Here is a 14,478-nt window from a genome sequence, read left to right as displayed (position 1 = left end):
CACGACGCCCGGGACGAACCGACGACGATGACGACCCGACGACGATGACGAACCCTTAGGAGCACCCGTGCCGATCTCCGCACTCCTCTCCGACACTGCACCCGGTCGCGGTGCGCTGCGGCCGCCGCGTTCCTGGCTGCACTCCGACGCCCCGTCGCTCTCGCTGAACGGCGAGTGGAGGTTCCGCCTTTCCCCCGGCGCCGACCTCCCCGACGACGTCGCGTCGCCCGCGCTCGACGACGGCGCCTGGGACCTCCTCCCCGTACCCGCGCACTGGGTGCTGCACGGCGACGGGCGCTACGGACGGCCGATCTACACCAACGTGCAGTTCCCGTTCCCGATCGAGCCGCCGTTCGTTCCCGACGAGAACCCGACCGGCGATTACCGGCGCCGCTTCGACCTCCCGGACGACTGGCCGCTCGATGCGCGTATCGTGCTGCGGTTCGACGGCGTCGAGTCGCTGTACCGGGTGTGGGTCAACGGCACGGAGGTCGGCTCCGCCAGCGGAAGCCGGCTCGCCCACGAGTTCGACGTCACCGACATGGTGCACGCCGGTGGCAACCTGCTGTCCGTGCGCGTGCACCAGTGGTCGCCCGCCAGTTATCTGGAGGACCAGGACCAGTGGTGGCTGCCCGGGATCTTCCGAGATGTCACGCTGACCGCGCGGCCCGTCGACGGCGTGGAGGACGTCTGGCTGCGCACCGGCTTCTCCGGCGGCCGGGGGACGCTCGAACCCGAGCTCACCGCAGCGGAGGACGCCTTCCCCGTCACGCTGCGCGTGCCAGAGCTCGGCGTCGAGGTGGTCTGGGCGACGGCCGCCGAGGTAGCGCGCGTCGACGTCGGAGCCGTCGAACCGTGGACCGCCGAGTCACCGCGGCTCTACGACGCGACTCTGGCCGCCCGCGGCGAGTCCGTGTCGCTCCGGCTCGGCTTCCGCACCGTGGAGATCCGCGGCGACCGCTTCCTCGTCAACGGGCGCCGCGTCGTCTTCCACGGCATGAACCGGCACGAGACGCATCCCGAGCGCGGCCGCGTCTTCGATGAGGAGCATGCCAGAGCCGACCTCATGCGGATGAAGCAGTTCAACGTCAATGCGATCCGCACCAGCCACTATCCCCCGCATCCGCGGCTGCTCGACCTTGCCGACGAGCTGGGATTCTGGGTCATCCTCGAGTGCGATCTCGAGACGCACGGTTTCGAGAAGGCCGGGTGGCGGGACAACCCGAGCGACGACCCGCGCTGGCGCGAGGCGTACCTCGACCGGATCCGCCGAACCGTGGAGCGCGACAAGAACCATCCCGCCATCGTGATGTGGTCGCTCGGCAACGAGTCGGGCACCGGCGCCAACCTGGCGGCCATGTCGGCGTGGGTGCACGACCGCGACCCGGAGCGTCCGGTGCACTACGAGGGCGATTACACCGGCGAGTACACGGACGTCTACTCGCGCATGTACTCCTCTGTGCCGGAGACCGAGCAGATCGGCACCGACGGCTCGCTCGCTCCGCTGCTGAACTGCACGCCGGCTCAGGGGGCGCGCCAGCGCACGAAGCCGTTCATCCTGTGCGAGTACGCGCACGCGATGGGCAACGGCCCCGGCGCACTCGACCAGTACGAGGCGCTCGTCGACACCCACCCGCGACTGCACGGCGGCTTCGTGTGGGAGTGGCGCGACCACGGCATCCTGGCCCGCACGGCCGACGGCACCCCGTTCTACGCCTACGGCGGCGACTTCGGCGAGGTCGTCCACGACGGCAACTTCGTGATGGACGGGATGGTGCTGTCGAACGACGTGCCGACGCCCGGGCTCCACGAGTTCGCCGCGGTGGCGCAGCCGGTGGCATTCGCATTCTCCGGGGACGGTGACGAGGTCGTCGTGACCAATCGCCGGCACAGCGCGACCACCTCCGACCTGGCGCTGCGCTGGCGGGCCGAGCACGACGGTCGGGAGGTCGCATCAGGAGTTCTGGAGGCACCGCCGATCGCGGCCGGAGACGCTGTGCTCGTGCCGGTGCCCGTGATCCCGATCGCGGACGCGGCAGAGACCTGGCTCACGGTGGAGGCCGTGCTCGCCCGTGACGAGCCGTGGGCGCCGGCCGGTCACGTGGTCGCGCGAGCCCAGTTCGATTACACCGCGGCCCGGGCTGTGCGTCCTCGGCCTGCCGCGGCCTCCGGTGCCGTGTGGCAGGAAGGTGGCGGAACGCGCGATCTCGGCCTCGCCTCCTTCGAAGACGGACGGCTGGTCCGATTGGCCGGACGACCGGTCACCGGTCCGCGCCTCGAGCTCTTCCGAGCTCCGACCGACAACGACGAGGGCGGTGCGTTCAGCGACCCGGCGTACAGCGACGCGAGCATCGCGGGCGTCTCGAGCGCCCGGCTCTGGCGCGAACAGGGCCTCGACCGGCTCACGCATCGTCTGGTGCGCGTACAGGAGGCGCGCGACGCCCTGCGAACGACCACGCGCGTCTCCGCGGCGAACTCGGTGCACTCCGTCACGGTCGAGACCACCTGGACGGCGATCGAGGACGAACTGGAGCTGCGGGTCGAGGTCGAGCCGTCGGCCGGCTGGCCGACCGTCTGGCCGCGGATCGGCGTGCGCTTCGACCTCCCGGACGGCGAGAGCCCGGTCGATACCGCCGAATGGTTCGGCACCGGTCCGCTGGAGTCGTACCCCGACAGCACCCGCGCCGCCTACGTCAGCCGCTTCCGCGCCTCGCTCGAAGAGCTGAACGTCGAGTACGCCCGCCCGCAGGAGACCGGGCACCGCTCAGGCGCACGGGAGGTCGACCTCGGCGCCTTCGCCTTCACCGCCCTCCCTGACAGCCGCGGCCGGCTCCCCGGCTTCTCGCTGTCGCGGCACACGCCGCAGCAGATCGCCGCCGCCGGCCACCCGCACGAGCTGCCGGCGTCCGGCACGACCTACCTGTTCGTGGACGCCGCCCAGCACGGCCTCGGCTCGCGCGCCTGTGGGCCGGATGTCTGGCCCGCGTTCGCACTCCGGCCGGAGGCGCGCACGCTGCGGCTGCGGTTCCGCGCCTGACCGTTACTTGTTGAGCGGGCTCATGTCCGCGTAGCGGTCGCCGACCGGAGCGGCGACCTTGTCGAGGCGCGCGAGCTGCTCGGGAGTCAGGTCGAGGTCGGCGGCCGCCACGTTCTGCTCCAGGTTCTCGACGCGCCGCGTGCCGGGGATGGGCGCCAGGTCGTCGCCCCTCGACAGCAGCCACGCGAGGGCGACCTGACCGGGGGCCGCACCGGCCTCCTTCGCCACGGCGTCGACCTCTTCGACGATCCGGATGTTGGCTTCCAGGTTGTCGCCCTCGAAGCGCGGGTTGAAGCGGCGGAAGTCGTCGTCGGCGAGCTGGTCGAGAGAGCGGATCGAGCCCGTGAGGAAGCCGCGGCCGAGCGGCGAGTACGGCACGAAACCGATGCCGAGCTCCCGCACCGTGGGCAGCACCTCCGACTCGGGGTCGCGCGTCCACAGCGAGTACTCGGTCTGCACGGCGGTGACCGGGTGCACGGCGTTCGCGCGCACGATCGTCTCGGGCGCGGCCTCCGAGAGCCCGTAGTGCCGGATCTTGCCCTCCTCGATGACCTCCTTCAGGGCGCCGACGGTGTCCTCGATCGGGGTGCCCGGGTCCATCCGGTGCTGGTAGTAGAGATCGATGCGGTCGGTCTGCAGGCGTCGCAGCGACCCCTCCACCGACAGGCGGACGTTCTCGGGCGAGCCGTCGAGCCCGCGCTCGTCTTTCGAGCGGTGCAGGATGGTGCCGAACTTGGTGGCGATGACCACCTGGTCGCGGCGTCCGCCCGCGAAGGCGCGGGCCAGGAGTTCCTCGTTCGTGTACGGACCGTAGATCTCGGCGGTGTCGAAGAACGTGACCCCGAGGTCCATCGCGCGGTGGATGGTGCGGATCGAGCCCGCATCGTCGGTGCCGGCTCCGGTGTAGAACGCGCTCATGCCCATGCAGCCGAGGCCGAGCCGCGAGACCTCGAGCTTCTCCGTTCCGAGGGTGATCGTCATCAATGCCATACGGTCACGATAACCCTCTGTCCGACCCTCCTGGTACCGTCGCCGCATGGCCCTCACCAAGTACTACGTCGCCTCTTCCATCGACGGCTTCATCGCCGACGTCCACGATCGCATCGAATGGCTCGAGCAGTTCGGCTTCGAGGAGTTCGACGAGCACTATCAGGCCTTCCTGTCCGGCATCGGGGCGCTCGTGATGGGCGCGACGACGTACGAGTTCGTGCTGGCGCAGGGCGAGTGGCCGTACGCAGAGATCCCGACCTGGGTCGTCACCCACCGTGCACTGCCGAGCGTCGAGGGCGCTTCGATCACGTTCTTCGCCGGCGACGTCGACCAGCTCGACACGGAGCTGCGGGAGGCCGCGGACGACCGCGACGTATGGATGGTCGGCGGAGGCGCACTGGCCGCGCAGTTCGCCGACCGCGGGCTGATCGACGAGTTGCACGTTACCTACGTGCCGGTGCTCGTGGGCTCCGGCAAGCCGTTGCTCCCTGTCGCCGAGGCGAGTCGTCCGCTGGTGCTGTCCAGCACCAAGACGTTCCCGTCCGGGAGCGTCGAGCACGTCTACCGCTTCGCCTGAGCCCTGTTCCGCATTCGGAGGGACGCCGCTACGCGCGGCGCTTCTTGGCGTCCACGCCGTCCGCGGAGGAGTCCTCCAGGGGCAGCGGGCGCGCGATCGGGATGCGACTGCCCAACACCTGCGCCACCAAGTCGCGGGCGATCTTCTGCGGCGTGAGCCCCGCGTCGTCCAGGATCTGGTCGCGCGTCGCGTGGTCGATGAACGCGTCCGGCAGACCGAGCTCGTCGACGGCCGTGTCGATGCCGGCCTCGCGGAGGTCTTGGCGCACGCGGGTGCCGATCCCGCCGACCCGGATGCCGTCCTCGATGGTGACGACGATGCGGTGGTCTGCGGCGAGGCTCAGGATGCTGCGCGGAACGGGGACGACCCAGCGCGGGTCCACGACCGTCGCGCCGATGCCCTGTGCGGCCAGCCGGTCGGCGACCTTGAGCCCGAGGTCGGCCATCGGGCCGACCGTCACCAGCAGCACGTCGCGGGCGTCCGACTCGCGCAGCACGTCCACGCCGTCGTCGAGCCGGCGGATCGCGGGGATGTCCGGCTGCACACTGCCCTTGGGGAACCGCAGCACCGTCGGCGCGTCGTCCACGGCCACGGCCTCCGCCAGCTCCTCGCGGAAGCGGGTGCCGTCGCGCGGCGCGGCGAGCCGGATGTTCGGCACCACCTGCAGGATCGCCAGGTCCCAGATGCCGTGGTGGCTGGGGCCGTCGGGGCCGGTGACACCGGCGCGGTCGAGCACGAACGTCACACCCGCCTTGTGCAGGGCGACATCCATCAGCACCTGGTCGAACGCGCGGTTGATGAACGTGGCGTAGATCGCGACCACCGGGTGGAGGCCGCCGTACGCGAGACCGGCGGCGCTCGCTGCGGCGTGCTGCTCGGCGATGCCGACGTCGTGCACGCGGTCCGGGAACCGCTCGGCGAACTTGTGGAGGCCCGTCGGCCGCAGCATCGCGGCGGTGATGCCCACGATCTTCTGGTTCTGCTCGGCGAGCGTCACGATCTCGTCGGCGAACACGCCCGTCCAGGTGTGCTTCTTCGTGCTGTCGAGGGGCTCCCCGGTCTCCGGGTCGATCTTGTCCACCGCGTGGAACTGGTCGGCGGCGTCGCGCAGGGCCGGCTCGTACCCGCGGCCTTTCTGAGTGATCGCGTGCACGATGACCGGCGCGCCGTAGTTCTTCGCCTGGCGGAGCGCCTCCTCCATCGCCGGGATGTCGTGGCCGTGCACCGGCCCGATGTACTTGATGTCGAGGTTCGAGTAGAGCGCCTCGTTGTTCGAGAACCGGCTCAGGAAGCCGTGCAGTCCGCCCCGGATGCCCCGGTAGAACGATTGGCCGGGCGAGCCGAGCTTGTCGAACGCCTTGCGGCTGCTGAGATACAGGTTGCGGTACCCGCGGCGCGTGCGCACGGTATTGAGGAAGCGCGCCATGCCGCCGATGGTCGGCGCGTAGGAGCGCCCGTTGTCGTTGACGACGATGATCAGCCGGCGGTTGTTGTCGTCGGAGATGTTGTTGAGCGCCTCCCAGGTCATACCGCCGGTGAGCGCGCCATCGCCGACGACCGCGATGACGTGCCGGTCGTCCTGCCCGGTCATGCCGAAGGCGCGCGAGATGCCGTCGGCCCAGCTCAGCGACGACGAAGCGTGCGAGCTCTCCACGATGTCGTGCTCGGACTCGGAGCGCTGCGGGTAGCCGGCGAGGCCGCCGCGCTGTCGGAGGTGCGAGAAGTCTTGACGCCCGGTGAGCAGTTTGTGCACGTACGACTGGTGGCCGGTGTCGAACACGATCGCGTCGCGCGGCGAGTCGAAGACCCGGTGGATGGCGATCGTCGTCTCGACGACGCCGAGGTTCGGCCCGAGGTGACCGCCGGTCTTGGCGACGTTGGCGACCAGGAAGGCTCGCACTTCGCCGGCGAGCTGGTCGAGCTCCTTGTCCGTGAGCCGGTCGAGATCACGCGGCCCGTGGATGGTTTCGAGGATGCTCATGGATTTCAGTGTAGAACTGTGTGAATCGGAGGAGGCTCGGAACCTTGCGATCCCGAGCCTCCCCTTGACAACGGTCTGGTTACACCAGGCTCCGCAGCACGTACTGCAGGATGCCGCCGTTGCGGTAGTAGTCGGCTTCACCGGGGGTGTCGATCCGGACCACCGCGTCGAACTCGACGACCTGCTTGCCCGCGGGCGAGTGCTCGGTGGGCTCGGCGACGACGCGCACGGTCTTGGGCGTGCGGCCCTCGTTGAGCTCTTCGAGTCCCGTGATAGAGAACGACTCGGTGCCGTCCAGGCCCAGCGACTCTGTGCTCTCGCCGGCCGGGAACTGGAGCGGCACGACGCCCATGCCGATCAGGTTCGACCGGTGGATTCGCTCGAAGCTCTCGGTGATGACCGCGCGGACGCCGAGGAGGCTGGTGCCCTTGGCAGCCCAGTCGCGCGACGAGCCGGAACCGTACTCCTTGCCGCCCAGGACGACGAGCGGGGTGCCCTGCGCCTGGTAGTTCTGCGACGCGTCGTAGATGAACGACTGCGGGGCGTCGGCCTGGGTGAAGTCACGCGTGTATCCACCCTCGACGCCACTGCCCTCGTTGAAGGAGCTGAGGAGCTGGTTGCGCAGACGGATGTTCGCGAACGTGCCGCGGATCATCACCTCGTGGTTGCCCCGGCGCGAGCCGTACGAGTTGAAGTCCTTGCGGTCGATGCCGTGCTCGTTGAGGTACTGGCCGGCCGGGCTGTCCGCCTTGATGGAGCCGGCGGGCGAGATGTGGTCGGTGGTGACCGAGTCGCCGAGCTTGGCGAGCACGCGGGCGCCGGTGATGTCGGAGACCGGGGTGGTCTCCAGCGTCATGCCCTCGAAGTACGGAGGCTTGCGCACGTACGTCGACTTCTCGTCCCACTCGAAGACCGAGCCGGTCGGCGTGGCGAGCGACTTCCAGCGCTCGTCGCCCTCGAAGACCGAGGAGTACTGGTGGACGAACATGCCCTCGTTGATCGAGGAGTCGATCGTCTGCTGCACCTCGGCGGCGTCCGGCCAGATGTCCTTCAGGAAGACGTCGTTGCCGTCGGTGTCCGTGCCCAGCGCGTCGAGCTCGAAGTCGAAGTTCATCGAGCCGGCGAGCGCGTAGGCGATGACCAGCGGCGGGCTCGCCAGGTAGTTCATCTTGACGTCGGGGTTGATGCGGCCCTCGAAGTTGCGGTTGCCCGAGAGCACTGCGGTGACGGCGAGGTCGCTGTCGTTGACGGCCTGCGAGATCTCGTCGAGCAGCGGGCCCGAGTTGCCGATGCAGGTGGTGCAGCCGTAGCCGACCGTGTAGAAGCCCAGCGCCTCCAGGTCCTTCGTCAGACCGGCCTTCTCGTAGTAGTCGGTCACGACCTTCGAGCCTGGGGCGAGCGTGGTCTTGACCCACGGCTTGGCCTTGAGGCCCTTCTTGGCGGCGTTGCGGGCCAGGAGGCCGGCGGCCAGCATGACCGACGGGTTCGACGTGTTCGTGCACGACGTGATCGCCGCGATTGCGACGGCGCCGTGGTCGATCACGAAGTCGGTGCCGTTCTCCAGCTTCACCGGTGTGGGGTTGGAGGCCGTCTTCGGAGCGTGGCTGTGGTGGGTGTGCACGTGGTGGCTGTAGGTGTCCTCCGGCTGCAGCTCGCCCGGGTCGGACGCCGGGAACGACTCGGCGATGGTCAGGTCGACCAGGTCGTGCGAGATCTCCGCGTAGTCGTTCAGGTCCTTCTCGAACTGGCTCTTCGCCTCGCTCAGCTCGATGCGGTCCTGCGGGCGCTTCGGGCCGGCGATCGACGGGACGACCGTCGACAGGTCGAGCTCGAGGTACTCGGAGAAGACCGGCTCGATCGCCGGGTCGTGCCACAGGCTCTGCGCCTTGGAGTACTCCTCGACCAGGGCGACCTGCTCCTCGCTGCGGCCGGTGAGGCGCAGGTAGTCGAGGGTCACGTCGTCGACGGGGAACATCGCGGCGGTCGAGCCGAACTCCGGGCTCATGTTGCCGATGGTGGCGCGGTTGGCCAGCGGGACCTCCGCGACGCCGGCGCCGTAGAACTCGACGAACTTGCCGACGACGCCGTGCTTGCGCAGCATCTGCGTGATGGTGAGCACCACGTCCGTCGCGGTCACGCCGGTCGGGATGGCACCGGTCAGCTTGAAGCCGACGACCTTGGGGATGAGCATGGAGACCGGCTGGCCCAGCATGGCGGCCTCGGCTTCGATGCCGCCGACGCCCCAGCCGAGCACGCCGAGGCCGTTGACCATGGTGGTGTGCGAGTCGGTGCCGACGCAGGTGTCCGGGTAGGCCTGGAGCTCTCCGCCGACCTCACGGGTCATCGTGACGCGAGCGAGGTACTCGATGTTGACCTGGTGGACGATGCCGGTGCCCGGCGGGACGACCTTGAAGTCGTCGAAGGCGGTCTGGCCCCAGCGGAGGAACTGGTAACGCTCCCCGTTGCGCTCGTACTCGATGTCGGTGTTGCGCTCGAGTGCGTTCTCGGTGCCGAACAGGTCGGCGATGACGGAGTGGTCGATGACCATTTCGGCCGGGGCGAGCGGGTTGATCTTGTTCGGGTCGCCGCCGAGCGACGACACAGCCTCGCGCATGGTGGCGAGGTCGACGATGCAGGGCACGCCGGTGAAGTCCTGCATGATCACGCGGGCCGGCGTGAACTGGATCTCGGTGTCCGGCTCGGCCTGCGGGTCCCAGCCGCCGAGGGCGTTGATGTGGTCCGCCGTGATGTTCGCGCCATCCTCGGTGCGAAGCAGGTTCTCCAGCAGCACCTTGAGGCTGAACGGGAGCTTCTGGTAGCCGTCGACCGTGTCGATCCTGAAGATCGTGTAGTCCTTCGACCCCACCGTCAGGGTGCTCTTCGCACCGAAACTGCCGAATCCTGAGTCACTCGTAGCTGACACTGTGCCTTCTCCTTCGTCGGCAGGCGATTCACCGCGAGCCGTGTCCATCTTGGTCGTGCGTCGAAGCGTGTTTCCAGCAAGGCAAGCCTAAGTGGTCAGCTCAGGAAAGTATCTTGACGTCAAGATAAAACTAGCACGTTCACACCCGGTCGAACACCAGGCCGCGCCGCCGGGCGAACCGGTAGAACAGCTCGATCCCCACCGAGCCGACGGCTCCGACCGCGATACCCCAGGCCAGTGCGGCGTCCAGGGACAGATGCATCTCGAAGAACGTCGCCGTGGCCGGGATCACGCACACCAGCACGAAAGCCGCCGCCACCCCGCCGAGCAGCAACCAGCGCCAGGTGGTGAGGGGCCGCGTGAGCACGCACAGGATCCAGAGCGAGACGCAGAACAGCGCGACCGTGGTCACGCTGCGCGCCTCGTGCAGCGGGATCGCGCGGTGCAGCGGCGCATACGCGACGACGGCCGTCAGGCCCGCGATCACACCGGTCGGGATGGAGTAGCGGAGGATGCGCGGGAGGACGCCCGGCGTGTAGATGCGCCTGTTCGGCGCGAGCGCGAGGAAGAACGAGGGGATGCCGATCGCGAGCGTCGAGACCAGGGTCAGCTGCCGCGGCAGGAACGGGAACGGCCACAGCACGACCGCGCTCACCAGCGCCAGGAGGATGCCGTAGACCGTCTTGGCCAGGAAGATGTTCGAGACGCGCTCGACGTTGGCGATGACGCGACGGCCGGAGGCCAGCACGTCCGGCAGCCGGTCGAAGCGGTTGTCGAGCAGCACGAGCCGGGAGACCGCCTTGGTCGCCGCCGTCGCCGTGCCCATCGCGATACCGAGGTTCGCGTCCTTGATCGCCATGGCGTCGTTGACCCCGTCGCCGGTCATCGCGACGGTACGGCCTTCGCGCTGCAGCAGCCCGACGGCCGTCCGCTTCTGCTCGGGGCTGACCCGGCCGAAGATGCTCGCCCTGCCGAGGGCGTCGGCGAGCTCCTCGTCGGTGGTGAGAGTGGAGGCGTCGATCGCGTCGCCCTCCATGTTCAGGGCGCGGGCGACGGCCTCCACCGTGACCGGGTTGTCTCCCGACATCACGACGACCCGCACGGTCTGCTCGCTGAAGTAGCCGAGCGTCTCCGGGGCCTCCGGCCGCAGGTTCTCCCCCAGGATCACCAGCAGCGCAGGCGCCACTCGCACACCGACGAGTGGGACGTGCGTGCCCTGCGGCAGCGGGTCGACCGCCCGGGCGAGGGCGAGCGTGCGACGGCCGGTCGCGGCGATCGCGTTCGCCCGCTCCAACGCCTCCGCGTGGTCGGCGAGCACCCGCTCCGGCGCGCCGAGCACCCACGAGGTCTGCTCGCCGTCGACCAGCATGACGAGCCCGCTGAACTTGGTCGCCGAGCTGAACGGGATGCGCCGCTCGACCCGGAAGCGATCGCTGCGGAACCGGGAGGACAGGATTCCGGAGGTCGCGTTGCCGGTGTCGTCCGCCCCGAACGCGGCGAGCGCCGTCTCCGCCAGTTCGGCCGGCACGTTCCCAACCGGCTCCGTCCCCTCCAGCTCCAGCTCGCCGGTGGTCAGCGTGCCCGTCTTGTCGAGGCAGAGCACGTCGACACGGGCGAGCACCTCCACCGCCGCGAGCTCCTGGACGAGCACCTTGCGCGCGGCCAGCTGGATCGCTGCGACGCCGAACGCCAGGCTGGTGAGCAGCACGAGCCCCTCCGGGATCATGCCGACGACCGCGGCGACCGCGTCGAGCAGGGCACGCCTCCACCGCGAGTCCGTGAACAGCTCGGCGAAACCTCCGTACGCGAGCACGCGGCCGATGAGGGTCACCAGGATCACCGGGCCGAGGATCCACGACAGGTAGACGAGGATGCGGTTGGTGGCGTCGCGCAGTTCGGAGTGCACGAGCGAGTGCCGGCGGATCTCGCTGGTGAGCTTGCTGGCGTAGGAGTCGGCGCCGACGGCGGTGACGACCGCGTACCCGGTCCCGGTCGCGACATGCGAACCGGAGAGCAGCTGCGCGCCCTCGTCCTTGAAGACCGGGTCGGACTCCCCCGTCAGCAGCGACTCGTCGAGCGACAGGCCGGTGCTCTCCGCCACGACAGCGTCTGCGGGGATCTGGTCGCCCGGCCGCAGCACCAGGAGGTCGTCGAGCACGACCTCCTGCAGCCCGATCGTCACGACTTCACCACCGCGGCGGACCCGGCTCTCGGGGGCGGCGAGCAGAGCGGCTTTGTCGAGCACCCGCTTCGCGCGGATCTCCTGCACGATGCCGATCAGCGCGTTGACGACGACGACGCCGTAGAAGAAGCCGTCGCGGAGGTCGCCGAGCAGCACCACGGCGATGAAGCAGACGGTGAGGATGCCGTTGAACAGCGTGAAGATGTTCTCGCGCAGGATGTCGCCGAACGAGCGCGAACCCGCCTGGCGCTGGAGGTTGACCCGGCCGTCCGCCTGGCGCTCCGCCACCTGCGCGGCACTCAACCCCTCTCTGGTGCGCGCGTCGAGCATCCCTCCCCCTCCTGGACGCGGTGCCGGCTAGCCGGCGTTCTTCTCCGACGAGCGCGTGGCCTGCTGCGGCTTCTGCGGGAACTGCCCCTTGACCACGAACCACGTCACCAGCAGCAGTGGGGCGTACAGCGGCACGCCCATCAGCAGCTTCGTGAGCGCGAGCGCGCTGGTGGCCGCGTCGGTGTGCGCCAGATACAGCGGCACCTGCACGAGGAGCCGCGCCGCGAACAGCAGGAACCAGAGGAAGGTGAGCGCCTGCATGACCCGGAACTTCGACCTCACCGAGCGCCAGGCGAGCCCGTCGCCCATCAGGTAGCCGGCCGCGAGGCCGATCAGCGGCCAGCGCACCAGGATCGAGATCAGGAGGGCGGCCGCGTAGGCGGCGTTGGTCCAGATCCCCAGGATGAAGTTGTCCTCGCCGCGGCCGGTGATCAGCGCGAAGATCGCCGACAACCCCACGCCGATCAGACCCGCGAGGGCCTGCGTGACCGGCGTCTTGCCGATGATCCGCACCGCGGTGAACACCACCGCGACCGCGACGGAGACGCCGATGGAGAGCGGGACGTTCTGAGTGAACGTGAAGAGGATGAGGAAGACCAGGCCGGGGAGGATGGTCTCCAGCAGTCCGCGCACGCCGCCGAGGGCGGAGAGCAGCGCGGTGCCGGTCGGCGTGCCGCCGTCGACGAGCTGGCCCATGCCCGAGTTGCGGGCCGCGCGGGCCAGGGACTCGCCGACGCTGGAGGCGACCTGATCGTCGCGCTCCTCGGCGCCCTCGCGCTCCGGGCCGTCCGGCCCGGTGCGCTTCTCGGGGTCGTGCTGCTCGGTCACGTCGGCACCGCTCACAGGGACGAGTAGCCGTTGTCGCCGGTGCTCGGCGCCGACGGCATGCGCAGCGGGATGAGGTCGCGCGGAGGCATCGGCACGTTGCCGCGCACGACCACGATGCTGCGGAAGAGGTCTTCGACGAGCGCGGCGGCATCGGGCTTGACGGCCGCGTCGCCCGCGATCACACCACGCAGGAACCAGCGCGGGCCGTCGACGCCGACGAACCGCGCGACGCGGGTCTCCCCGGGCGCACCCTGCGGAGGGGCGACGGGGATCTCGGCGACGAGCTCCGGGCCGAAGACGCCGTCGCGCTCACTGACGCGGCCGCCCTGCCGCTGCACCTGCTCCGCGATCTGGCCGCGGATCTCGTGCCAGAGCCCCGTGGAGCGCGGCGCGGCGAACGGCTGCACCTGCAGTGTCGAGTTGGCGTAGTCGAGGCCGACGGCGACGACGCGCTGCGACTCCTCCTCGACCTCCAGCCGCAGGTGGAGGCCCTCACGGGGCAGGATCTTGACGCCGCCGAGGTCGACATAGGGACGGACCGGGTTCGCCTCGCTCTCGTCGAGGGGACCTTCCGTCTCACGATCCTCCGGTGCGGACTTGTCCGCGTCCTGAGGAGCCGCGAGGTCCTCGCCGGGGGTGTCGCTGCTGTCGGTCAAGCGTGTTCTCCTGCCTGGGTGACGGTGTAGCCGGACGAGCCGAAGCCCGCGGTGCCGCGGTGGCTGTCCGGGAGGGTGTCGACGGGGACGAACCGGGCCTGCACGACCGGCATGACGATCAGCTGGGCGATCCTGTCGCCGACGGCGATATCGTACGACATCGACCTGTCCGTGTTCAGAACGGTCACCTTGATCTCGCCGCGGTAGCCGGCGTCCACCGTCCCCGGCGCGTTGACGATGGTGATGCCGTGTCGCATGGCGAGGCCGCTGCGGGGCACGACGAAGGCGAGGTAACCATCCGGCAGGGCGATCGAGACGCCCGTCGGCACCGTGTGCCGCTCGCCGGGACCCAGCGCGACGGCCTCCGCCGCGCACAGGTCGGCGCCGGCGTCACCGGGATGGGCGTACACCGGGAGGCGCTCGGCGATGATCGGGACGTCCACGCTTTGGGTCACGTGTCGAGGGTAGTGCACGAAGGATGATCGAATAGGCGTATGGACCTCTACCGCGAACGGCTCTGGGCGACCCCCTGGCTCTTCATCTCCACCATCCTGGTCGTGCCGGCCGTGATGCTCGTGTTCGCCCCGATCAACTTCGCGGTCGGCGTCGCGCTCGCGATCGTCTTCTACGTGGCGATCGTGGTCGCGCTACTGGTCTCCGCGCCGGTCATCCGGGTCACGTCCACCGAGTTGAAGGCCGGGCACGCGAGCATTCCGCTGGAGTTCATCGGAGAGCCGCGGGCCTACTTGGCAGAAGAGGCCACCCTCGAGCGCGGCCAGCGCCTCGACGCCCGCGCCTGGCTGCTCATCCGCGGCTGGATCAAGCCCGTCGTGAAGGTTCCGGTGCTCGACGTCGACGACCCGGCGCCCTACTGGCTCCTCTCGACAAGAAACCCGGACCAGCTGGTCCGGGTTCTCGATGAGGCCCGACGTTCCTCCAGCCCCCTCGGGGACTAGCCGGCGTCGTAGCGGTGC

10 protein-coding genes are annotated in these 14,478 nt (G+C 69.6%); 3 read left to right on the top strand and 7 right to left on the bottom strand.

Features of this window, described 5'->3' with window-relative positions:
* The first annotated feature begins 67 nt into the window (after window positions 1-67).
* On the top strand, window positions 68-3,037 hold the full coding sequence (locus AC0HS0_RS04140; RefSeq protein WP_472961843.1) for a glycoside hydrolase family 2 TIM barrel-domain containing protein: 2,970 nt from the start codon (window positions 68-70) through the stop codon (window positions 3,035-3,037).
* A gap of 3 nt (window positions 3,038-3,040) precedes the next feature.
* On the opposite strand, the gene AC0HS0_RS04135 is transcribed toward AC0HS0_RS04140, so the two are convergent.
* Window positions 3,041-4,021: an aldo/keto reductase gene (locus tag AC0HS0_RS04135; RefSeq protein ID WP_472962128.1), complete on the bottom strand. Its 981-nt coding sequence runs from the start codon at window positions 4,019-4,021 to the stop codon at window positions 3,041-3,043.
* 52 nt (window positions 4,022-4,073) lie between these two features.
* On the opposite strand from AC0HS0_RS04135, the gene AC0HS0_RS04130 reads away from it, so the two are divergent.
* The gene (locus AC0HS0_RS04130) at window positions 4,074-4,604 is read left to right on the top strand and encodes a dihydrofolate reductase family protein (RefSeq protein WP_472961842.1); all 531 of its coding nucleotides are present in this window, start codon (window positions 4,074-4,076) and stop codon (window positions 4,602-4,604) included.
* A 28-nt stretch (window positions 4,605-4,632) separates the two neighbouring features.
* Here AC0HS0_RS04130 and dxs read toward each other — a convergent pair whose 3' ends face one another.
* The 6 genes from dxs to dut form a co-directional block, all read right to left on the bottom strand.
* Entirely contained in the window at window positions 4,633-6,585 is a 1,953-nt protein-coding gene (gene dxs / locus AC0HS0_RS04125; protein ID WP_472961841.1) for a 1-deoxy-D-xylulose-5-phosphate synthase, read from the bottom strand.
* Between the two features lie 79 nt (window positions 6,586-6,664).
* Complete coding sequence (gene acnA, locus AC0HS0_RS04120; RefSeq protein ID WP_472961840.1) at window positions 6,665-9,556, bottom strand: aconitate hydratase AcnA; 2,892 nt, start codon at window positions 9,554-9,556, stop codon at window positions 6,665-6,667.
* A gap of 91 nt (window positions 9,557-9,647) precedes the next feature.
* On the bottom strand, window positions 9,648-12,020 hold the full coding sequence (locus AC0HS0_RS04115; RefSeq protein ID WP_472961838.1) for a cation-translocating P-type ATPase: 2,373 nt from the start codon (window positions 12,018-12,020) through the stop codon (window positions 9,648-9,650).
* 27 nt (window positions 12,021-12,047) lie between these two features.
* Window positions 12,048-12,848 (bottom strand): DUF3159 domain-containing protein, encoded by an 801-nt coding sequence (locus AC0HS0_RS04110; protein ID WP_472961837.1) that lies wholly within the window; start codon window positions 12,846-12,848, stop codon window positions 12,048-12,050.
* An 11-nt stretch (window positions 12,849-12,859) separates the two neighbouring features.
* Window positions 12,860-13,504 (bottom strand): DUF3710 domain-containing protein, encoded by a 645-nt coding sequence (locus tag AC0HS0_RS04105; protein WP_472961836.1) that lies wholly within the window; start codon window positions 13,502-13,504, stop codon window positions 12,860-12,862.
* Window positions 13,501-13,959, bottom strand: a complete 459-nt coding sequence (gene dut / locus AC0HS0_RS04100; RefSeq protein WP_472961834.1) for a dUTP diphosphatase — start codon at window positions 13,957-13,959, stop codon at window positions 13,501-13,503. The genes AC0HS0_RS04105 and dut overlap by 4 nt, the downstream gene beginning before the upstream one ends.
* A 39-nt stretch (window positions 13,960-13,998) precedes the next feature.
* On the opposite strand from dut, the gene AC0HS0_RS04095 reads away from it, so the two are divergent.
* On the top strand, window positions 13,999-14,460 hold the full coding sequence (locus AC0HS0_RS04095; RefSeq protein ID WP_472961833.1) for a DUF3093 domain-containing protein: 462 nt from the start codon (window positions 13,999-14,001) through the stop codon (window positions 14,458-14,460).
* Window positions 14,461-14,478 lie beyond the last annotated feature (18 nt).

The sequence above is a fragment of the Leifsonia sp. PARNA 1/14 genome (assembly GCF_055720965.1).
This window is presented reverse-complemented; position numbering and strand designations above follow the sequence as displayed.

Coding starts and splice junctions, on each gene's coding strand:
- AC0HS0_RS04115 (WP_472961838.1), bottom strand. CDS start 12,020: ATGCTCGACGCGCGCACCAGAGAGGGGTTGAGTGCCGCGCAGGTGGCG.
- acnA (WP_472961840.1), bottom strand. CDS start 9,556: ATGGACACGGCTCGCGGTGAATCGCCTGCCGACGAAGGAGAAGGCACA.
- AC0HS0_RS04095 (WP_472961833.1), top strand. CDS start 13,999: ATGGACCTCTACCGCGAACGGCTCTGGGCGACCCCCTGGCTCTTCATC.
- AC0HS0_RS04130 (WP_472961842.1), top strand. CDS start 4,074: ATGGCCCTCACCAAGTACTACGTCGCCTCTTCCATCGACGGCTTCATC.
- dxs (WP_472961841.1), bottom strand. CDS start 6,585: ATGAGCATCCTCGAAACCATCCACGGGCCGCGTGATCTCGACCGGCTC.